This window comes from Chenggangzhangella methanolivorans, assembly GCF_042648545.1.
Taxonomy (GTDB): Bacteria; Pseudomonadota; Alphaproteobacteria; order Rhizobiales; family Methylopilaceae; genus Methylopila; species Methylopila methanolivorans.
The window spans coordinates 265,351-285,761 of sequence record NZ_JBHRXS010000003.1 but is presented as its reverse complement, the minus strand read 5'-3'; the positions used below and the strand labels follow the sequence as shown (position 1 = coordinate 285,761).

Sequence of the window (20,411 nt, the reverse complement as noted above, 5' to 3'; positions counted from 1 at the left end):
CCGCGCTTGGGCGTCGATAGGCTTCGATGTCTAAACCAATGTTTTCATTGGAATAATTATGAAGTCGCCGAGCCTCGACCGCCGCCTGTTCGTCACCGCCTCGCTCGCCGCAGCAGGGGCGATGGGTGTATTTGGATACCCTGTCGCTGCTTGGGCGGAGGCCCGGCGGATCGTGTCGCTCGGAGGGGCTGCGACCGAGATCCTCTACGCGCTCGGCGCCGGCGACCGGATCGCGGCGGTCGACGTCTCGTCGCGGTTTCCGTCCGCGGCGCGCGCCAAGCCCAATGTCGGCTACTACCGCTCGCTGTCGGCCGAAGGCGTTCTGGCTCTTGGGCCGGACCTCGTGGTCGCGACCGACGGCGCCGGCCCGAAAGAGGCGATCGACGTGCTGAAAGGCGCCTCCGTCGGCCTGCTCCAGCTCGACGAGGCCACGTCCGGCGCGGACGTCGCGGCGCGGATGCGGCGGGTCGCCGGGGCGGTGGGCGAGGCGGCGCGCGGCGAGGCGGCGGCGCGGCGGATCGAGGAGGACGCCGCCGCGCTGGAGGCCTCGCTCTCTAAGGTCGCCAGGCGGCGGAGGGCGATCGTGCTGCTCGGCCCGCCGCGCGGGGGCGCGCTGATGGCGGCCGGCGCCGGCTCGAGCGGCGCCCATGCGCTCGCGCTCTCAGGCGCCGACAACGCCGCGGCGGCGCTGTCGGGCTGGAAGCCGCTCACCGACGAAGCGGCCTACGCCATGGAGCCCGACGCCATCGTGGTGCTGGCGACGAGCGCCCCGGTCTCGCCGGACGAGATCGCGCGTCATCCGGCCTTCGCGGGATCGCCCGCCGTGAAGGAGAACCGGGTCGTGTCGGCCGACGCGCTCGGCTTCATCGGCTTTGGCCCGCGGGTCGCCCATGCGGCGCGGGCGGTCGCGGCGGGGATCTATCCCGAAGCCGCCATTCCCGACCTGCCCGAACGGGACTGGACCGTCGACCGCGACGTCGCGGCGCGATGACCAAAACCGCCGGCGTCGCCCTCGCGGCGGCGTTCTTCGTCCTTGCGGCGGCGGCCTCGCTCGGCGTCGGCCCGGTGGCGATTTCGCCTGCCCGCGCCCTGGAGGTGCTCGGCGCGGTCGCGCGCCTCGGCCGCGCGGGGCTGCCGCCCGACATGGCGCGCGACGCCGCGATCCTGATCGACGTCCGCGGGCCGCGGACCGCGCTCGGCGCGCTCGCGGGCGCCGCGCTCGCGCTCGGCGGCGCGGTGATGCAGGGCGTGTTCCGCAACCCGCTGGCCGATCCCGGCCTCGTGGGCGTCTCGGGCGGGGCGGCGCTCGCGGCGGTCGCCTGGATCGTGCTGGGGGAGGGGCTCTCCGCCACGCTCCCGCCGGCGCTCAACGCGCTCGCGCTGCCGGTCGCGGCGTTCTTCGGAGGTCTCGCGGCGACCGCGCTGCTCGCCCGCATCGCGACCCGGGACGGGCGCACCGAGATCGCGGTGACGCTGCTCGCGGGCGTCGCGCTCGGGGCGTTCGTCGCGGCGGTCACCGGGCTCCTGGTGTTTCTCGCGCGCGATGACCAGCTGCGCACCTTCCTGTTCTGGACGCTTGGAAGCCTCGGCGGCGCGACATGGGTCAAGGCCGCGCTCGCCACGCCCTTCGTGCTGGCGCTTGTGGTCGCGATCCCCGCGCTCGCCCGCGGGCTCGACGCGGTCGCGCTCGGCGAGCGGGCGGCGTTTCATTCCGGCGTCGACGTCGAGCGGCTGAAGCGGCTCGCGCTGCTGGGCGTCGCGGCGTCGAGCGCGGCGGCGGTCGCGGGCGCGGGCGCGATCGGCTTCATCGGCCTCGCCGCGCCCCATCTGGTGCGGCTCGCCATCGGCCCGTCGCATCACGCGCTGCTGCCGGCGGCGGCGCTTGCGGGCGCCGGGCTGCTGCTCGCCTCGGACGTCGCGGCGCGCATCGTCGCGCAGCCCGCCGAGATGCCGATCGGCGTCGTCACCGCGGCCTTCGGCGCGCCCTTCTTTCTCTGGCTGCTGATGCGACGGCGCGGAAAGCTGTTCGGATGAGCGGGCTCGTCGCCGAGGACGTGACGGTGAGGCTCGGCGGCCGCGAGGTCGTCTCCGGCGCGAGCCTCGAGGTCCGGCCGGGCCGCGTCGTGGTGCTGATCGGCCCGAACGGAGCCGGCAAATCCTCGCTGCTCGGCGCGCTGTCGGGCGAGCTTGCGCCAGCTTCGGGGCGCGTCAGCCTCGACGGCGAGGCGCTGTCGGCGTTTCGCCCGGCCGAGCTCGCCCGGCGCCGCGCGGTGCTGGCGCAGGCCACCGAACTCGCCTTCGCCTTCACGGTCGACGAGGTGGCGCGGCTCGGCCTGCCCGCCGGCCTGTCGCGAGCCGAAGCCGACGCGGTCGTCTCTCAGGCGCTTTTGGCCGTCGACATGGCGGGCAAAAGCCGGCGGATCTGCTCGGAGCTCTCCGGCGGCGAGCGCCAGCGCGTCCATCTCGCCCGCGTGCTCGCTCAGCTCGCCTCGGCGCCCGACGGTCGTCCGCGCCATCTGATGCTGGACGAGCCGACCGCCGGGCTCGACCTGTCGCATCAGCTCGCGACTCTGTCGCTCGCGCGGCGGCATGCGGAGGCGGGCGGCGGCGTTCTGGCGGTGCTGCACGACGTCAATCTCGCGGCGATGGCCGCGGACGAGATCGTGGCGCTGAAGGCCGGACGGATCATCGCGCGGGGCGCGCCCGCCGAGGTGCTGACCGACGCGGTGATGCGCGAGGTCTATGACGTCGAGGCCCGCATCGGCGTCGCGCCGCCCGGCCCGTTCCTGCTGCCGCAGAGCGTGCGGCTGGTTTGACCGCAGTTCTTGTCCGGGCTCTTCGGCCGGGATGACGGGCGGAGGGGCGGGCGCCTCTGAAGAGCGGACAGTGACTGCCGAAGGCTCGCGCAGGAACCGCAACGGTCATCCCGGGCCTGACCCGGGATCCAGAACCGACGCCGCGGCGAGGTCTGGAACGGCCGGATCGACTCTGGATCCCGGCTCTTCGGCCGGATGACGGGCGGGTTTTCAAGCGCATGCCCTGACCGGGGCCGCCGGCGCCGAGCGTCGGACGAAAAAGGGACCGCCGCGCCCGTCGGCGCGGCGGTCCCCAAAACCGCTTGAGCGGCCGACCCGTCGGGCGGACCGGCCTTGTGCGGGGCCTTAAGAGACCGTCGCGTGCGGCAGGGCGCCGAGAACGGTGCCGAGCGTGTCGCCCACGAGCCCGCCGACCTGGTCGATCGTGCCGGACACCGCAGCGAGCTCGCTGCTCAGGTCGAGGCCGAGACCGAGCGTCAGACCGCCGGCGACGTCGTCGAGCTCGGCGGCGTTGAGCTCACGGATAATTTCGAACTTGGTCATGCAATCCTTCTCCCCTGGAAGGGACGCGCATAAACGCCCCGCCAATGTTTGAAGAAACGCCGGAGCGGCGCTTCGCCCACGACCTGAGCATCGGTCGCCCGGAGCATCAAGTCCGGCCCCGTGACAGCCGACCGACGGGAAAAACCTTTCGAATCAGAAGGGTTTGGCAATTATGTTGATCGTATGATCACAAAATCCGGCGGTCGCTCAGGGAGTTGGTCCCGATCTGGGACACGGCGTCACGGCCCCGCCGCCCGAAAGATCGCCGGGAGCCGGCGAAAGCCGCCGTTCGAGTCCGCGTCCGCGCAGGCCTCTGAGCCTCAACCGATTTTCAGGACTTGTGCGGCCGGGCGTCGCATCAGCGGAAATTTCCAGCGAAATGATCGAATGATGAATTTATGCGGCCGCGGGGTGGACGCGGCGGGCGCAGCTGCTCATTCTCGCCGCCTTTTCCGGCATTGAAGGGGGTTTGACGGTCGCCGCGACGGCCGCAGGGAGCATGCGAGACTCTTGTCAAAGATGATGGGCGCCGAGGCGCTGTCCGAGCCGGGCTCCAGGCCCGAGCCCCAGCCGAGCCCCAAACCGAAGCCGAAGTCGGCGGCTCCGGAGGCCGCGCCTGAAGCCCGCGCGCTCGTCGCGAACGCTTCGGCGGCCGCGCCGCCTGCGTCCGTCGAGCCGAAGCGCGCGCTGCCGCTGTTCCGCGCCGCCGCGATCTCGGCGCGCGCCGATCAGTGGCTCGGGACGACGCGCGCGGTGCAGCCCTGGCCGATCCGGGTGGTCGCCTCGGTCGGCGCGGGGCTCGCGGTCGCGGTCGTCGCCTTCCTGATCTTCGGCCAGTACACCCAGCGCGCCCGCGTGCAGGGCGTGCTCGCGCCGAGCCAGGGCCTCATCAAGCTCGCGGCTCCGCAGCAGGCCAGAATCCTGTCGCTGAAGGTGACGGACGGCGACCGGGTGGAGAAGGGCCAGGCGCTCTACGCGCTCGACCTCGACCGTCAGACCGAGCTCGGCGCCGCGAGCGAGACGGTGCTGGCCGCGCTGAAAGTCCAGCGCGAGGAGCTTCGCAAGGAGGTGTTCCGGCGCACCGTCTCGGACACGGAGCGCAAGGACGCTCTCAACGTGAAGATCGGCGATCTCGACCGCGAGACCGCGCAGGTCGACCGCCAGATCACGACCGGCGAAGAGTACATGAAGCTGCTCGACGAGCAGCTCGGCTCCTATCAGGACTATCTCAAGCGCGGCATCACCGTGCAGCGCGACGTCGACGACCGCCGCTCGCGGTTGATGACGGAGAAGACCAAGCTCGAGCAGCTGCGCCGCGACCGCGTGCGGCTCGAAAGCGACGCCAACGCCACTCGCGCCGAGATCGCCCAGATCGACCATGAGGGCGGCTCGAAGCTCTCGGAGATCCGCCGGCAGGTCGCCGAGGCCGACCGCGCCATCGCCGAGGCCGAGGCGCAGCGGCGGATCGAGATCGTGGCGCCGGAGGCCGGGCGCGTCACCGGCGTCGTGGCCCATGCCGGCCAGGCGGTGCCGAACGGCGCGCCGCTGCTCACCATCGTGCCCGACAGCGGCACGCTGCAGGCCAATCTCTACGCCGAATCGAGCGCCATCGGCTTCGTGCGCGAGGGCGACCCTGTGATGCTGCGCTACGCGACGTTCCCCTACCAGAAGTTCGGGCAGCATCCCGGGGTGGTCACCGCGATCTCGCGCGCGGCGCTGCGTTCCGACGAGATCGACACCGGCGTGCCGATGCCGGCCGAATTGCAGGGGCGCGGCGCGCTCTATCGGCTGACCGTCAAGCCCGGATCGTCGGACATCGAGGCCTATGGCAAGCGCGAGCAGCTGCAGGCCGGCATGCAGGTGGAGGCCGACATCTTCCTCGACACGCGGCCGATCTGGCAATGGATCCTCAATCCGCTCTTCAGCCTGCGCCCGCTCCATGGCGGGCCGGGGCAGACGGGCGCGGGAGGCGGCTGGTGAGCGCGACCGACGCCGCAGGGCCTGCGCCGGAGACGCGCTCGCTGGTCGAGCGGCTTTCGCTCGGCTGGTCGCGGCCCAAGACGCCGACGGTGCTCCAGACCGAGGCCGCCGAATGCGGGCTCGCCTGCCTCGCGATGGTCTCGGGCTTCCACGGGCGCCTGGTCGATCTCGCCACGCTGCGCCGACGCTTTTCGACCTCGCTCGGCGGGCTGACGCTCAAGCAGCTCGTCTGCATCGCGGGGCGGTTGGAGCTCGCCGCGCGTGCGCTGCGCGTCGAGATGGAGGCGCTGCCCGAGCTCGCCGTCCCTTGCGTGCTGCATTGGGGCTTCAACCATTTCGTGGTGCTCGAAAGCGTCGGCCCGCGGACCGCCACGATCCTCGATCCCGCGATCGGCCGGCGGACGATGAGCCATGAGGAGCTCTCGAAGTCCTTCACCGGCGTCGCGCTGGAGCTGACGCCGACGCAGGACTTCTCGCCCGCCGACGAGCGGCAGACGATCCGGCTCACCGCGCTGTTCCGCAACGTCGTCGGCCTGCCGGCCGCGATCCTCCAGCTTCTCGCGCTCTCGGTCGCCTTCGAGGTGTTCACGCTGGCGGTGCCGTTCGGCACGCAGATCATCATCGACCAGGCGATCGTGGCCGCCGACGCCGATCTCGTGACGCTGGTGGCGCTCGGCCTCGCGCTGCTGGTGGTGCTGCAGACCGCGATGTTCGCCGCCCGCTCCTGGGCCATCATGGCGCTGTCGAACGGGCTGAACGTGCAGTGGGCGAGCGGCCTGTTCTCGCACCTCATCCGCCTGCCGCTCGACTACTTTGAAAAGCGCCACGTCGGCGACGTCACCTCGCGGTTCCGCTCGCTCGAGACGGTGCAGGACACGCTCTCGACGACCTCGGTTCTCTCCGTGGTCGACGGCGTGATGGCGGTCGGGCTCATCGCCATGATGGCGCTGTTCGGCGGCTGGCTCGCGCTCGTCGCGGTCGGCACGACGCTGATCTACGTCGCGATCCGGGTCGGGGCCTATGCGCCCTACCGCGCGGCGTCGGAGGAGAGCATCGTCCAGTCGGCGCGCGAGAACACGCATTTCCTCGAGACCCTGCGCGGCGCCACCACCGTAAAGCTGTTCGGGCTGGAGGAGCGGCGCACGGCCACGTGGCTCAACCTGCTGGTCGACCGCTTCAACGCCCGGCTCCACACCCAGAAGCTCGACGTGCTGTTCAACTCGGCCACCAAGCTGCTGTTCGGGCTCGACCGGGTGCTGATCCTCTATCTCGGGGCGAACGCCGTCATCGACCAGAGCGTCACGCTCGGGGCGCTGGTCGCGTTCCTGGCCTACAAGGACCAGTTCGCGACCCGCATCGAGAGCCTCGTGCAGGCGGCCTTCAAGATGCGGATGCTGAACCTGCAGGCCGAGCGCCTCGCCGACATCGCGCTTACGCCCCGCGAGGTCTCGGGCGAAGGTTTTGCGCCCGCCGCCCCGGGCCAGTTGCGGCCCGCCACCGCGATCTCGATGAAGAACGTGGGCTTCGCCTATGGCGGCGGCGAGCAGCCGATCGTGCGCGGCTTCGACCTCGACATCCGACCCGGCGAATGCGTCGCGCTGCTCGGGCCCTCGGGCTGCGGCAAGACCACTCTGCTCAAGATGCTCGCCGGCCTGCTGCCCCCGACCTCCGGCGCGATCGAGATCGACGGGACGCCGCTGAACGAGCGCTCCATGGCCTCCTATCGCGAGCGCATCGGCTGCGTGCTGCAGGACGACCGGCTGTTCGCGGGCTCGATCGCGGAGAACATCGCGTGTTTCGATCCCGCGCTCGACATGCAGTGGGCGCGCGCCTGCGCGGCCGCGGCCGGCATCGACCACGACGTGATGCGGATGGCGATGGGCTACGAGACGCTCGTCGGCGACATGGGCTCGACGCTCTCGGGCGGGCAGAAGCAGCGCATCTTCATCGCCCGCGCGCTCTACCGGAAGCCGAGCCTCTTCCTGCTGGACGAGCCGACCAACCATCTCGACGAGCGGGCGATCGACGTCGTGCTCGACGCGCTGAAACGGCTGCCGATGACGCGCATCGTGGTCACGCACAACAGCCGGGTCGCGAGCATCGCCGACCGGCAGATCCTGATGTCGCTGCCGCAGGGAGCCGCGAAGGGGTGAGTTGGGTTCGCATCAGCGCGTCCGAACCACCGCCGTCATGCCCGGCCGTCAGGCCGGGTATCCACGACTGTGTTTGACGAGGGCGCCGCTTCCCAAGTCGTGGATACCCGCGCTTCGCGCGGGCATGACGGCCGAGGTTTTGGCGATCGTCTGTCAGATGAGCCGAAAGCGCGCGGCCCTCAAACCCCGTAGGCCGCGCGATACTTGGCGATGCCGGTCGTCGGCCGCAGCGCAGCCTTCGACGGGCCGCGCACGCCCGCGACCTTCGCGCTCGACGGCGCCGAGCCGCGGATCAGCCCCTGCATCGGCGCGACGTCGGCGGAGTCCGGGAACACCGTGGTGTCGAGCACGTTGCGCGGCACGCCGACATGATCGGCGAGCACGCCTTTGAACACGGCGCGAAGGTCGGTGGTGGCCTTGAGGTCGCTGTCGTCGACGAGCTGGGAGGCGGCGAGGCCCGGCCAGTCGCCATAGACTTTGCCGCCCTGCACCGCGCCGCCGGCGAGCAGCGCCACCGTGCCGACGCCGTGGTCGGTGCCGTTCCCGCTGTTGACCCGCACCGTGCGGCCGAACTCGGTCGCCATCACCACCACGGTCTTGGACCAGACCGGCGCGGCGTAGTCGGCGAACTCCTTCAGGCCGACGTCGAGCTCGTTCAGCGAGCCCCACAGGAAGCCGTCCGTCGCGCCCTGGTTGGCGTGGGTGTCGAAATTGCCGACCGAGAGCACCGCGATGCGCGGCCCGTTGCTCGAGGCGAGCAGCCGCCCGGCGCCGCGGAACGCGCGGCGGAACTGCGAGACGTTCTGGTCTTCGTCCGACGATGTCTTCTCGGCGAGCGCGTCGGCCTTCATCCCGGCCCTCAGCGCGTCGTAGAGCTCGGTGTCGCGCTTGCGCAGCAGCGTCACGACGGCGTCCGAGGTGGGCGCGGGCGGGTGCGAGAACCAGGTGGGCGACCAGCCGAGAACGGGCGCCGGGCCGCGCAGCAGCAGCGGCGCCTCGCCGACCTGGATCGCGCCGTAGGCGTCGATCGGAGAGCCGCTCGGCATCGACGAGAGCAGGCGGTTCAGCCAGCCGGTCGGGTTGGATGAGAGGCCCGGCAGGCCGCTCTCGAGATTGTCCTGGCAGTCGAAATGCGAGCGGTTCTGCAACGGCGTGCAGACCGCGTGCACCGCCGCCGCCTGGCCGGAGAGATACATCTGGCCGAAGGAGGGCAACGCGGAGTTGAGGCCGAAATAGCTGGTGTTGAGCGACAGCGTCGCGTCGCGCGGGATGGCGATGCGGCCGCGCATGCCCGCATAGGCGGCGTCGCCATGCGGCACGACGACGTTGATCCCGTCCATGCCGCCGCGCAGCACCACGATGAGGAGCCGCGGATCATCGGAGGCGGCGCTTGCGGTCTGCGGCAGATAGGCGGCGGAGAACAGGCCCGCGGTGATGCCGAACACCGCGCGGCGCGACAGCAGCAGGCGGGATTCCGCGCAGCCTTCGGCGGCGGCCGCGGCGAGGCGCTGGGAGACGGGATCGGTCACGCTCATCTCCTCTGGAACTCGGGCGACATGAAGAACACCGTGTAGCCGGGCGTCTTTTCGGTGATCCAGGTCAGCGCGCTCTTGGTCTGGCCCGACAGCGACTCGCCGTAGAGCGAACGGGCGAGCGCGAGCGGCGCGGCCGTCGAGGCGGCGCCGTATTCCCAGACGGCGAGCTGCGCGGTGTCGAGGCGGATGGTCATGCCGTCCGGGTCGAGCCAGGAATAGTTCTCGTCCGAATAGCCGTCCGGCGCCGGGCGCTCCCAGGGCAGGTGGTTCATCGCGCGCAGCGGCTCGGTGAACACCCAGCGGCGGTCGGGCGCGTAGCGCGTGCCGAGCGCCCGGTACTGGGCGATGGTGAGTTCGTAGGGCGTGCGGATCTTCTTGTGCTCGAGGCTCCAGGCGGCCGGCAGCGAGATCAGCGCGAGCGCCGTCTGCTTGAGGTCGCCGCGGCTTTGGCGGAAGGCCTTGGCCACCGGGTTCACCATTTCGGGCGTCGGCTCGTCGGTGATGAAGTGGCGCACGAGCTTGAAGGCGATGTGCTGGGCGGTCTCGGGCGCGCGGGCGAGATCGGTCAGCACCGCCTCGCCCTGCTCGATCCCGCCGGCCGGATAGGACTTGCCGCGCAGCTGGATCGCGCCGGGCTCGTGCCACTTCTCGCGGAAATAGAACTCGCCGGCCTTGCCGCCGGGCGCGTCCGCCCATTCCTGCCCGACCTCCCAGGACCGGATGTAGGACCAGCCGGTGAGGACCAGCGCCATGTTGGTGACGTCGCGCTCGCTATAGGCGCCGCTGCCGAGCGTGTGCAGCTCCATGAGCTCGCGCGCGAGGTTCTCGTTGAAGCCGCCGCTCCACTGGCCGCGATAGGAGTTCGGGCCCTTGGAGTCCTGGTTGTCGAGATAGCGCAGCATCGCCGGGTGCCGCATGACGCCGCGATGCATGGCGGCGAACTTGCCGAGCACGTTCTTGCGGATGACGTCGCGCTCGAGCTGCCCGATGGTGGCGCGGATCACCTGATCCTTGTTGACTGACATCGAGAAGTGGTTCGACCAGAACAGGACGAGCCGCTCCACGAAGCCGATGCGGGCCGACAGGTGCTTGTCGATGCGCGCGTCGAGCTCGAGCTGGCGGATCTGCTCGCTGGTCGAGAAATCGGTCTGCGACAGGCGCGCGGCCTTGGCGCGGCTCGGCAGAGCCTTGTTGGAGATCAGCGCGACGTCGGGCTCGTCGAGCTCGGCTTTCAGGGCGGCGAGCGGGTCGTCGCCGATCTTTTCCATGAGGCCGGGGGTCGGGCCGAGGCCGAATCGCTGCAGCGCGATCCGGGCCCGGTTCGCTTGGCCGGCGCTGAGAGACATGGACGCGGGGCTCCCTGGCCCGGCCGCGAATCAGCCGGCGCCTTAGGCCGCAACCTTGCCCTCAACTTCTTCGCGATTCATCAACGGACCGTGATAAGGGCGAACGAAGCGTGAAGGAGGTCCGCACAGTTTAGCGGACCTCTCCCCGTGTCTCTGGCTTCGCCCGTGGTTCCGGCCCGGGCCTGGCTCAGGAGAGCCAGAGCTCGATCGTGCCGCGCCGCGGCGGCGAGCCGTAGGAGCGGAAGTCGCGCACCTCCGGGGCGAAATCGCTCGGCGAGGCGCGGCGGACCGCGTCCTGCAGCGCGCGGATCGCGGCGCGGTCCTGATCATAGAAGAAGCGCACGGCGTCGCGCCGCACGGGCAGCCTCACGCCGCGGATCTCAGCGACCGAGACGCCGCGCCGGCGGAGTTCGGCGGCCACCGCCGCGGCCCGCTCGCGCGCCGCCGGGTCGGCCGAGCGCACATGGATGAAGACGCGCACCGGCCCTGCCGCCATGCGCTCGTCCGGCGCGGCGTCGTCGACCGCGGCGGTCTCGTCGGCTGGGGCGAACTCATCCGCCGTGGCGCGGGACGAGGCCCGCAGGCGCTCGCTTCGCCGCGGGGGCAAAGGCGGGTCGACGCGCGCGGTCGAGGGTTCGACGGTCTCGTCCGGCGGCATGTCGGCCGCGTCGGCGAACGCGGCCTTGATCTCCGCCGGCTCCGCGTTGGACACGCGTTCCGTCGCGCCGGGCGCGACTGGTCCGACGAGCTCGGCGACCTGCCGCTCGAGCCCGGCGCGGCGCGTCTCTAGCGCGGCGACGCGCTCCTCGCCCGCCGCGATCTCGCTTTCCTTGGCGTTGAGCTTGCGCTGCAACTCGGCGAGCCGGTCCTCGTGACGCTTGCGCTCGGCGTCGAGCGCTTCGACGCGCTTCTCACGCTCGGCCACGGACTTTTCGAGCGCGTCGGCGCGATCCGAGGCCGCGCCGCCGACATTGGCGACGACGCCCGCGCCCGACAGCGCCACGATCACGACGGCGGCCACGACCGGCCAACGGCGCTCGCGCACGACGTCGCGCAAGCTTCCGAGGCGCGCGTCGAACGAGCGCCGCGCATCGTCGCGCCAGGAGGATGAGGAGGCGGTTTTTCCCGAGATGGAGCTCATTTCCGACGTGGACTTGAACGCGTCACGCGACTGCGAAGCCGACCGGACGGTCATGGCTCGATCCTTTCACACGGCGCCCCTACGCCTGCCGGGCGGGGCCTCGATCGCATCCACGCGCGACGTCGGCCGACCCGGCGTCGGGCAAACGCGCGAGGGCGGGAAATGGTTGCCTCGCCGGATCGAGGCGGCGCCTCACGCGGCCTGCAGGAACGGGAGGGCGAGACGAAGATCGGCGACGAAGCGGTCGAACTCCTCCTGTTTGCGCGCTTCGTCCGGCAGGCGCAGCAGGTAGGACGGGTGGACCGTCACCAGCACGTCGGGCGCGCCCTCGCGCTCCATGATCGCGCCCCGGGCGTCGCCGACCTTCACGGCGCGCCCGATGACCGCGCGCGCCGCGCTCGCGCCCATCGCCACCACGAGGCGCGGGCGGATGGCGCCGAGCTCGCGCTCGAGCCAGCCGCGGCAGGCGGCGATCTCGCCGGGCGCGGGCGACTTGTGCAGCCGAAACTTTCCGCGCGGCTCGAACTTGAAGTGCTTCACCGCATTGGTGACGTAGAGCTTCTCGCGCTCCACGCCCGCGGCCTCCGCGGCCCGGTCGAACAGCGCGCCCGCGGGCCCGACGAAGGGGCGGCCGGCGATGTCCTCCTTGTCGCCGGGCTGCTCGCCGACGACCACCACCTGCGCGCCCTCCGGCCCCTCTCCGAACACGGATTGCGTCGCCGGCCCCCATAGCGGGCAGGCGCGGCAGCCCTCGACCATCTCGCGCAGCGCCGAAAGCGGCGTCGGATCGCGCTCCGGGGCGGCGGGCGGGGGCGACATCAATCTCTGGCCCTTCTTCGGCTCGGCCGCGGGCGCCGCGACCATCTCGTCGGAGCGCCGCTGGGCCTGCGCGATCAGAGGACCGATGAGCGGGGCCTCGGGAAGGTTGCGCCAGTACTTCTTCGGCATCTCGGCCCGCATCGCCGAGACCTTGAGGCGCGCCGGGTTGAAGATCGAGGCGTAATAGGTCCGCCACAGCGCCTCGAGCGCGTCGCCTTCGGGCGCGTCGGCGCGGTTCGCGCCCTCGGCGATCTCGAGCCGCGTCCCGTTCCAATGCGCCGAGCGCCGCGGTGTGAGGATCGACCAGCGCATCGCCGAAAAGCGCCGCATGAAGAAGGGCGCGGTCGCCGCCACGATGTGATGCTCGGGCTCGAACCAGGCGACGAACTGCGGCGCGCCGTCCTCGCCCGATATCTCGCGGAAGCGCACGAAGGCGGTCATCTTGTGCTTGTCGCGCCGCACCGCCTTCACGAGCGCGCGGGCGCGCGTCAGGTCCGGGTCGGCGGCGTCCTCCATCAGCCGGCGGTCGGCCGCGACCCGCGTCAGCAGGCGGTAGAACAGGTCGAAACGGCCGGGATCGGAATGAAGCAGACCGGTTTCGGCGAGCTCGAGGAAGCTGCGCGGCACGCTCGGCGCCGGCGCGCCCGCGACCTGCGGGGAGGGCGCGTCGTCGGTCCCGAACAGGTCGCGGTCGTCCTCGCCGACGCGCCAGTCGACCGTGAACGGCGGCGCGCCCTCGGCGAGCAGCCCGCGCGCCGCGCGCCGCCAGCCGGCGACGTCGTCGGGCTCGGCGAGCACGATCCGCCGCCCGCTCACAGCGCGAGCGCCATCTGGCGGGGCTTCGGCCGGAACCGCTCGATCAGGCGCTCGCTCTCCAGCGCCGCGATCGAGGGGCGGTGGTCGGCGAGCTTGAGGAAGGGCGAGACCTTGGCGAGCGACACCTTCAGCCGCGCGAGGTCCTCGCTGCGGATGGCGCGGAAGCGGCGCGCCGAAAGGATCCGGTCCACCGTGGTCTTGCCGAGGCCCGGCACCCGCAGCAGCTCCTCGCGCGAGGCCGTCTGGCAGTCGAGCGGGAAGCGGCCGCGATGGCGCAGCGCCCAGGCGAGCTTGGGGTCGAGCTCGAGGTCGAGCATGCCGCCGGCCTCGGTGATCTCGGAGACCGAAAAGCCGTAGAACCGCATCAGCCAGTCGGCCTGGTAGAGCCGATGCTCGCGCATCAGCGGCGCGGGCTTGAGCGGCAGGCGCGCGCTTGCGTCTGGAATCGGGCTGAAGGCGGAATAATAGACCCGCTTCAGCCGGTAGCCGGCGTAAAGATTGGCGGAGGCGTCGAGGATCAGCCGGTCGTCGGCGGCGTCCGCGCCCACGATCATCTGCGTGCTCTGGCCCGCGGGCGCGAAGCGCGGCGGTTTCGCGCGCGTCTTGCCGTCGGCCTTGGAGGCCTCGATGCGGGTGCGAAGGCCCGCCATCGCGCGCCGCACCGCCCGCACGTCCTTCTCGGGCGCGAGCGTCTTGAGACTCGCCTCGCTCGGCAGCTCGACATTGATCGACAGGCGATCGGCGAAGAGTCCGGCTTCCGCGATGAGCTCGGGCGAGGCGTCCGGAATGGTCTTGAGGTGGATGTAGCCCTTGAAGCCGTGGTCGATCCGCAGCGAACGCGCGACCCGCACCACCTGCTCCATCGTGTAGTCCGGACTGCGGATGACGCCCGAAGACAGGAACAGGCCCTCGATGTAGTTCCGCCGGTAGAAGTCGAGCGTCAGGTTGACGATCTCGGCGATCGAGAACCGGGCCCGCGGCGTGTTGCTCGACGCGCGATTGACGCAATAGAGGCAGTCGAACGCGCAGGCGTTCGTCATCAGTACCTTCAGGAGCGAGATGCAGCGGCCGTCCGGCGCGTAGGAGTGGCAGATGCCGGCTCCCTCGGTCGAGCCGAGGCCGCCGCCGGCCCCGCCGAGCGAGTTCCGTTTCGTCGTGCCGCTCGACGCGCAGGAGGCGTCGTATTTCGCGGCGTCGGCCAGAATTGCGAGCTTACGGGTGACATCCAAGAGATCACGTCCTTAGTGAGGGCATGACCATATGTTCGATATTTGTTCTTATCAAGCGGCGGCGATCATGTGGTTTCAAACGCGGCCGCGACCGCCGTCGTGACGGGCTCGGCGCCATGAGCCCGCGGCAGTTTCCGGCCTGCCATCCGCGACAGGATCGCGATCGCGGCGGGCGAGGGGCTGGCGCAGGCCGCCGTCGGACTGCGGCGTGCGCGGCTTTAAGTCCGCCGCCGGCGAAGCCGTTTCGGCCCGCGCTCTCAGGTCTCGGCCGGCGCCTGCGTCCGGCAGGCCGTTTCGGCCTCGAGCCGCGCCATGTCGAGGAGATAGGCGAGCGTCGCCAGCTGATGCTTGCGCGCGAGTCGCTTCAGATCTTCGCTTTGGCTCGCGATATGCGCGGCGACCGCCACGCGCGAGCCGCCGGCGCCGTCAGGTCCCGATCCGTCGTGAGCCCGTTCCATGTTCTGTCACCCTTCCTCTTGCGACGAGAGTTCGGGAGACGTTTTGCCAAGTCAAGCAAAGCGATGAAGATTATTTTCCGATATCTTGTTCGGAACCATCCCGCGTCGTGATCTGTTCATGCGTGACTTTAGAATCCACAAGATGATTGCGCCCCAACGATTTAAGGCAGGCGCCGGCGTCGGCGCCGCGAACTGTAGGCGTTGCGCCGACATCGCGAGCCCTACGGCCGGACGTCGCGGGCCCCTGCGCCTCGAGGCGCGCCGTCGGCGGACGACTGCGACGCGGCCTGGCTGCGGCGGGAAGGCGCAAGTCGAACAAACGTCGCGCAGACGCGCTAATCACCCGTTCAGCTGTCGCAGGCCATGATACCGGTTCTCGACGCGATTCGAATCAGCAGACGACATGCCGCATCGTGGTCTTAGCTTCAGCCTGCCGCGGTGGCGCCTCACAAGGTGGCTCGCCGATCCCGGCGTCGACGCGCCCGAGGACATCCGCCGCGCGCTGGTGGGGAGCCTCTACGGCACCCTGCCGATCTACATCGGCGGCGTGCTGAACACGATCGCGATCGCAGCCCTCATCGCCTGGCGCATGCCGACGACGCCGATCCTGCTGTGGCTCGCCATCGAGATCGTGGTCTGCGTCTGGCGGCTCGCGGTGCTGCTGATCTCGTTCCGCCGCGCCCGCCAGGGGCGCGAGACGCCGACGGATCTCTATCTCGTGCTCGGCGTCGGCTGGGCCGCAAGCGTGGGCTACGGCGCCTTCGTCTCGATCGTGAGCGGCGACTTCGTCGCGGCGACGCTCGCCTGCATGTCGGCCGCCGCCATGGTGGGCGGCACCTGCTTCCGCAATTTCGGCGCGCCGCGGCTGTCCGCCGTCATGACGGCTCTGAGCCTGGGGCCCGCCTGCCTCGCCGCGCCGTTTTCGGGCGAGCCCGTGATGCTCGTCGTGTTCGCCCAGATCCCGATGTATCTCTACAGCATGCGGCTCGCCGCCTACCGGCTGAACGCGCTGCTGATCAAGACCATGATGGCCGAGCGTGAGAGTGACCGGCGCGCCACCGAGGACCCGCTCACGGGGCTTTCGAACCGCTCGGGCCTTTCGCGCGCGATGGACGGCGGGCGGGACGGCGACCTCGCGCTGCTCTATCTCGACCTCGACGGCTTCAAGGCGGTCAACGACATCCACGGCCACGCCACCGGCGACCGCCTGCTGCAACAGGCCGCGGGGCGGCTGCGGCGGCTGCTGCGCTCCGGCGACGTCGCGGCGCGCATCGGCGGCGACGAGTTCGTCGTGGTGGCGCGGGGCGTCGCGCGCGGACAGGCCCAGGCCTTCGGCGAGCGGCTGATCCGTGAGCTCGCGCAGCCCTACGAGCTCGCGCCCGACCTCGAGCTCGCGGTCGGCGTCAGCGTCGGCGTCGCGCTGACGCCCGACCACGGCGACGCGCTCGCCGACCTGCTCGACGTGGCCGACGGCGCGCTCTACGCCGCCAAGGGGCTCGGCAAGTCGCGCTGCGTCGTCGCCGCGGCGCGCCCGGGTCGGCTCGAGGTCGTGCGGAGCGGAAACCTCGCCTCGGCCTGAAGGCCGAGCGTCGATCTCACGTCGATGTTCTCAGAATGTTCTTGACGGCCGCCGGCCCGCCGCTATCGTTTCCCGTCAAGGGGGCGGCGCGATGGTCGTTTGGGTGTCCACGGTTGCGTTCGAAGGCGTCGAGGCCCGCGCGGTCGACGTCCAGGTGCAGGTCGCGGCCGGCCTGCCGGCCTTTTCGATCGTGGGCCTGCCCGACAAGGCGGTGTCGGAAGCGCGCGAGCGGGTGCGCGCGGCGCTGATCGCCTCGGGCCTCGCGCTGCCGCCGCGGCGCATCACCGTCAATCTCGCGCCCGCGGACCTGCCCAAGGAAGGCAGCCATTTCGACCTGCCGATCGCGCTCGGGCTGATGGCGGCGATCGGCGCGGTGCCGCCCGAGGCGCTCGCCGGCGTCACGGTGCTGGGCGAGCTCGGGCTCGACGGCTCGATCGCCCCTGTGGCGGGCGCGCTGCCGGCCGCGGTCGCGGCGCATGCGCGCGGCCACGGGCTGATCTGCCCGGAGGCCTGCGGCGCGGAGGCCGCCTGGGCGAGCCACGACCTCGACCTCGTCGCCCCGCGCTCGCTCATCCAGATCGCCAATCATCTCAAAGGCGCGCAGGTTCTCGCCCGCCCGCGGCCGGGCCTGCCCGACGCCGCCGCGCCGGCCGCGGATCTGAAGGACGTGCGCGGCCAGGAGACCGCCAAGCGCGCGCTCGAGATCGCGGCGGCGGGCGGGCACAATCTGCTGTTCCGCGGGCCGCCGGGGGCCGGCAAGTCGATGCTCGCGAGCCGTCTGTCCTCGCTCCTGCCGCCGCTCGAGCCCGCCGAGCTGCTCGAGGTCGCGATGATCCGCTCGGTCGCGGGCGAGCTCGCGGGCGGGCGCCTCACCAACCGCCGGCCGTTCCGCAGCCCGCATCACTCGGCCTCGATGGCGGCGCTCGTCGGCGGCGGGGCGCGGCCGCGGCCGGGCGAGATCGCGCTCGCGCACAACGGCGTGCTGTTCCTCGACGAGCTTCCGGAGTTCAACCCGCAGGCGCTCGACGCGCTGCGCCAGCCGCTCGAGACCGGCGTGGCGGCGATCGCGCGCGCCAACCACCGCATCGCCTATCCGGCGCGCTTCCAGCTCGTCGCCGCCATGAACCCCTGCCGCTGCGGCGGCGGCGAGGGCGGCCACGCCTGCCGGCGCGGGCCCCGCTGCGCGGTCGACTACCAGTCGCGCGTCTCCGGCCCGCTGCTCGACCGGATCGACATCCGCCTCGACGTGCCCGCGGTCTCGGCCGCCGACCTGATGGCGCCGCCGCCCAAGGAAGACTCCGCCGCGGTCGCCGCCCGGGTCGCGGCCGCGCGCCGGCTCCAGAGCGAACGCGCCGCGGCGCTCGGCGTCGCCGCGTCGGAGTCCGGCGCCTGGCTCAACGCCCGCCTGCCGGTGAGCGCGCTCGAGGAGGTCGCGCGGCCCGACGCGGGCGGCCGGCGGCTGCTGTCCGACGCCGCCGACGCGCTGAAGCTCTCCGCGCGCGGCTATCACCGGGTGCTCCGGGTCGCCCGCACTCTCGCCGATCTCGACGGCGCGGCCGCGGTCGGCCGCATCCATCTCGCCGAGGCGCTCGCCTATCGCGCGGAGAGCCCGCCCGACGCGGCGCGCGCGGCGTGAGGCGGTCCGGGACGTCGGCTCAGCGCATCAGTCCGGCGGTGCGGAGCGCCTTCGTAATGATCGCGGCGACGTCGATCCGCCCGGGGGCGGCGTGCGAGGCGGCCGGATCGGCCTGCTCGGAGCGCGCGGCGGTCGTTGGCTCGCGCAGCGCGCGCGGCTTGAGATCTCGCGGCGGCGGCGTCCCGTCGTCGGCTGGCGCGCCGGCCCCGGCGGCCGCAGGCGCGACGTCGGACCGGGTCTTCGCGTCGGAAAGCGCCTCGGCGCCCGAGCGCGTCTTCGCGCCCGCAGATGTCTGGGCGGGCGTCGCGTGGGCGTCGTCTCCGGCGTCCGGCTCCGCGCTCCGATGAGCGGCGTCGGCCACCGGAGGCGCGCGCCGCACCAGACCGAAGAACCGCGCGATCGCGCGCGTCGAGGACACGCCGACGTCGATCATGAACGGACCCGGGCGTTCGCCGCGGCGGCCGTCCAGCGGCGCGCCGTGGCCGAGATCCTCGATGGTGTTGACCTCGACCACCTCGCGCCCGTCGAGCTTCCAGGCGCGGCGCAGCCGCCCGCCGCGGCGGGCCTCCGTGGTCGGCGCGGCGGGCGCCCCGTGCACGTCGAGCCACTGGCGGGCGAGCTGGTCGGCGTTGCCGGGCGCGACGGTGCGGTCGGCGAGCCCCTGCCAGATCGACACGCGCGGCCACGGCCCCTCATAGGGCGCGCCGGCCCGCACCGCGTCGCCGAGCTCGGCGTCGGTGCGCGCGGCCGGCTGCGACATGGCGCCGAACGCCTCCGTGACGTTGGCGGCGGCGCCGCAGGGCAGGCCCGCGATCAGGGCGCCGGCGGAGAACACGTCCGGATAGCCGGCGAGCAGGTTGGCGGCCATCGCGCCGCCGGCCGACAGGCCCGTGACGTAGATCCGTCCCCGGTCGAGCCCGCGCAGCGCGATCATGGTCTCGACCATCTCGCGGATCGAGCGCGCTTCGCCGAGCCCGCGGGCGCTGTCGGCCGCCAGGAACCAGTTGAAGCAGCCGGCCGGATTGTTGGCGCGGCGCTGCTCGGGATAGAGCAGCGCGAAGCCGAGCTCGTCGGCGAGCGCGCTCCAGCCGGATTGCGCGTCGTAGTCTTCCGCCGACTGGGTGCAGCCGTGCAGCACCACAACCAGCGCTGCGCCCGGCGCGAGGTTGGCGGGCGCATAGGCCAGCATGCGCAGCGCGCCGGGGTCGGCGCCGAAGCTCTCGATCTCGGTCAAGCGCTTGCGCCGCTTGGCGTCTCCGCCCGGCGCGACGCGCGCCGACGGTCCGTTGGCCTGACGTCTGGCGCGCTGCGGTCCGGTTCCCCAGACGGTGTCGAAGATCGACGCCATGAGGCTTCTCCGTGAAAATGTCACTCACCGGGACGGACCCTGAGGCTCGTCCATGTTGCAACGCATATAAGCCTATTGCGGCGCCACAATGAGCGGGCTGCGGCGCGCGGTCGCGCATCGGCGTTTGGCGCCGGCGCAAACAGCGGTCTATGACCCGCGCTCGCGCGTGGGGGCCAAGGGCTCCGGCGCCGCCCTTGTTCATGGCCCCCGGGGCCCAATGGAGAGCCGCCATGGCCGACGCGCCGCCCGATCGCCTGTCCGTCAATCCCGACAGCCCGCATTATGACGAGGCGGCGCTCTCGCGCGGCGTCGGCATCCGCTTCAAGGGGCAGGAAAAGACCAATGTCGAGGAGTATTCGGTCTCGGAGGGCTGGATCCGGGTCGCGGCGGGCGCCGCGCGGGACCGCGCCGGCAATCCGCTGACGATCCTCCTGAAGGGCCCGGTCGAGCCCTACTATCGCGACGGCGAGGCCGGCGAGAACTGACGCGGGTCAGTCGATCGACAGGATCTCGACAGCGCCGCCCGCGACCGTGGCCTCGCCCCCGACGCCCTTGCCCATGAGCGCGCGGGCGAGCGGCGAGACGTAGGACACGGTGCCCCGCGAGGGCTCGGCCTCGTCCTCGCCGACAATGCGGTAGGTCTGGCGCCGTCCGTCCTCGCGCTCGAAGGTCACGCGCGCGCCGAAGGTCACGGCGCCGGTCGGCTTCGGCTCGGTGAGCTCGGCGCTCGCGCGCCGCGCCGCGTAATAGCGCACGTCGCGGGCCGCGCGCGCCATCGCCGAACGGTCGACGTCGATGCCGCCGGCGGCCTGGGCGGCGGCGAACGCCTTGCGCGCCTCGGCGAGCGCGGCGTCGAGCGCCGCGAGGCCCTCGCGGGTGACAAGGTTCGGGTGCGACGAGACCGGCCGGTCCGGCAGATCGGCGGCCGCGGCCTCGTAGTCCTGTTCTTTGGTGAAGGCGACGCTCATCCACACGTATCTGGGGCGCCACGGTCGCGGACGCAATCGCGGGC

At 71.9% G+C, this 20,411-nt stretch carries 17 protein-coding genes; 8 read left to right on the top strand and 9 right to left on the bottom strand.

Going from position 1 to position 20,411, the window contains the following annotated elements; all coding sequences use genetic code 11:
• Nucleotides 1-58 precede the first annotated feature (58 nt).
• From ACFOWB_RS01665 to ACFOWB_RS01655, 3 genes are read left to right on the top strand one after another with little or no spacing between them, the layout of a single operon-like run.
• The gene (locus ACFOWB_RS01665; protein WP_378145324.1) at nt 59-991 is read left to right on the top strand and encodes a heme/hemin ABC transporter substrate-binding protein; all 933 of its coding nucleotides are present in this window, start codon (nt 59-61) and stop codon (nt 989-991) included.
• A complete protein-coding gene (locus tag ACFOWB_RS01660) occupies nt 988-2,034 on the top strand; it encodes a FecCD family ABC transporter permease (RefSeq protein WP_261401620.1) in 1,047 nt (348 codons plus the stop codon). Before ACFOWB_RS01665 ends, ACFOWB_RS01660 begins: the two co-directional genes overlap by 4 nt.
• Complete coding sequence (locus ACFOWB_RS01655; protein WP_261401621.1) at nt 2,031-2,816, top strand: heme ABC transporter ATP-binding protein; 786 nt, start codon at nt 2,031-2,033, stop codon at nt 2,814-2,816. Before ACFOWB_RS01660 ends, ACFOWB_RS01655 begins: the two co-directional genes overlap by 4 nt.
• A 345-nt stretch (nt 2,817-3,161) precedes the next feature.
• Here ACFOWB_RS01655 and ACFOWB_RS01650 read toward each other — a convergent pair whose 3' ends face one another.
• On the bottom strand, nt 3,162-3,359 hold the full coding sequence (locus tag ACFOWB_RS01650; RefSeq protein WP_261401622.1) for a hypothetical protein: 198 nt from the start codon (nt 3,357-3,359) through the stop codon (nt 3,162-3,164).
• 519 nt (nt 3,360-3,878) lie between these two features.
• Between ACFOWB_RS01650 and ACFOWB_RS01645 the strand changes: the two genes are divergently transcribed.
• Both ACFOWB_RS01645 and ACFOWB_RS01640 read left to right on the top strand, forming a co-directional pair.
• Entirely contained in the window at nt 3,879-5,339 is a 1,461-nt protein-coding gene (locus ACFOWB_RS01645) for an HlyD family secretion protein (RefSeq protein WP_261405770.1), read from the top strand.
• Nucleotides 5,336-7,492 (top strand): peptidase domain-containing ABC transporter, encoded by a 2,157-nt coding sequence (locus tag ACFOWB_RS01640; RefSeq protein WP_261401623.1) that lies wholly within the window; start codon nt 5,336-5,338, stop codon nt 7,490-7,492. The genes ACFOWB_RS01645 and ACFOWB_RS01640 overlap by 4 nt, the downstream gene beginning before the upstream one ends.
• Nucleotides 7,493-7,671: 179 nt before the next feature.
• Here the strand turns inward: ACFOWB_RS01640 and ACFOWB_RS01635 are convergent, their stop codons facing one another.
• The 6 genes from ACFOWB_RS01635 to ACFOWB_RS01610 all read right to left on the bottom strand — a co-directional run bounded on the left by ACFOWB_RS01635 (nt 7,672) and on the right by ACFOWB_RS01610 (nt 14,785).
• Nucleotides 7,672-9,021, bottom strand: coding sequence for a DUF1501 domain-containing protein (locus ACFOWB_RS01635; protein ID WP_261401624.1), 1,350 nt, complete (start codon nt 9,019-9,021; stop codon nt 7,672-7,674).
• 2 nt (nt 9,022-9,023) lie between these two features.
• A complete protein-coding gene (locus ACFOWB_RS01630; protein ID WP_261401625.1) occupies nt 9,024-10,373 on the bottom strand; it encodes a DUF1800 domain-containing protein in 1,350 nt (449 codons plus the stop codon).
• Between the two features lie 187 nt (nt 10,374-10,560).
• On the bottom strand, nt 10,561-11,568 hold the full coding sequence (locus ACFOWB_RS01625) for a hypothetical protein (protein ID WP_378145321.1): 1,008 nt from the start codon (nt 11,566-11,568) through the stop codon (nt 10,561-10,563).
• A 138-nt stretch (nt 11,569-11,706) separates the two neighbouring features.
• A complete protein-coding gene (locus ACFOWB_RS01620; RefSeq protein WP_261405771.1) occupies nt 11,707-13,149 on the bottom strand; it encodes a UdgX family uracil-DNA binding protein in 1,443 nt (480 codons plus the stop codon).
• On the bottom strand, nt 13,146-14,378 hold the full coding sequence (locus ACFOWB_RS01615; protein ID WP_378145318.1) for a putative DNA modification/repair radical SAM protein: 1,233 nt from the start codon (nt 14,376-14,378) through the stop codon (nt 13,146-13,148). The genes ACFOWB_RS01620 and ACFOWB_RS01615 overlap by 4 nt, the downstream gene beginning before the upstream one ends.
• A 257-nt stretch (nt 14,379-14,635) precedes the next feature.
• A complete protein-coding gene (locus tag ACFOWB_RS01610; RefSeq protein ID WP_261401627.1) occupies nt 14,636-14,785 on the bottom strand; it encodes a hypothetical protein in 150 nt (49 codons plus the stop codon).
• A 454-nt stretch (nt 14,786-15,239) separates the two neighbouring features.
• Between ACFOWB_RS01610 and ACFOWB_RS01605 the strand changes: the two genes are divergently transcribed.
• Both ACFOWB_RS01605 and ACFOWB_RS01600 read left to right on the top strand, forming a co-directional pair.
• Nucleotides 15,240-16,415, top strand: a complete 1,176-nt coding sequence (locus ACFOWB_RS01605) for a GGDEF domain-containing protein (protein WP_315855053.1) — start codon at nt 15,240-15,242, stop codon at nt 16,413-16,415.
• A 91-nt stretch (nt 16,416-16,506) separates the two neighbouring features.
• Nucleotides 16,507-18,051: a YifB family Mg chelatase-like AAA ATPase gene (locus ACFOWB_RS01600; protein ID WP_378145316.1), complete on the top strand. Its 1,545-nt coding sequence runs from the start codon at nt 16,507-16,509 to the stop codon at nt 18,049-18,051.
• 19 nt (nt 18,052-18,070) lie between these two features.
• On the opposite strand, the gene ACFOWB_RS01595 is transcribed toward ACFOWB_RS01600, so the two are convergent.
• Nucleotides 18,071-19,399: an extracellular catalytic domain type 1 short-chain-length polyhydroxyalkanoate depolymerase gene (locus tag ACFOWB_RS01595; protein ID WP_378145314.1), complete on the bottom strand. Its 1,329-nt coding sequence runs from the start codon at nt 19,397-19,399 to the stop codon at nt 18,071-18,073.
• A gap of 230 nt (nt 19,400-19,629) precedes the next feature.
• On the opposite strand from ACFOWB_RS01595, the gene ACFOWB_RS01590 reads away from it, so the two are divergent.
• On the top strand, nt 19,630-19,884 hold the full coding sequence (locus ACFOWB_RS01590) for a DUF3297 family protein (RefSeq protein WP_261401630.1): 255 nt from the start codon (nt 19,630-19,632) through the stop codon (nt 19,882-19,884).
• A 6-nt stretch (nt 19,885-19,890) separates the two neighbouring features.
• Here the strand turns inward: ACFOWB_RS01590 and greA are convergent, their stop codons facing one another.
• Nucleotides 19,891-20,367: a transcription elongation factor GreA gene (gene greA / locus ACFOWB_RS01585; RefSeq protein ID WP_378145312.1), complete on the bottom strand. Its 477-nt coding sequence runs from the start codon at nt 20,365-20,367 to the stop codon at nt 19,891-19,893.
• Nucleotides 20,368-20,411: the final 44 nt, after the last annotated feature.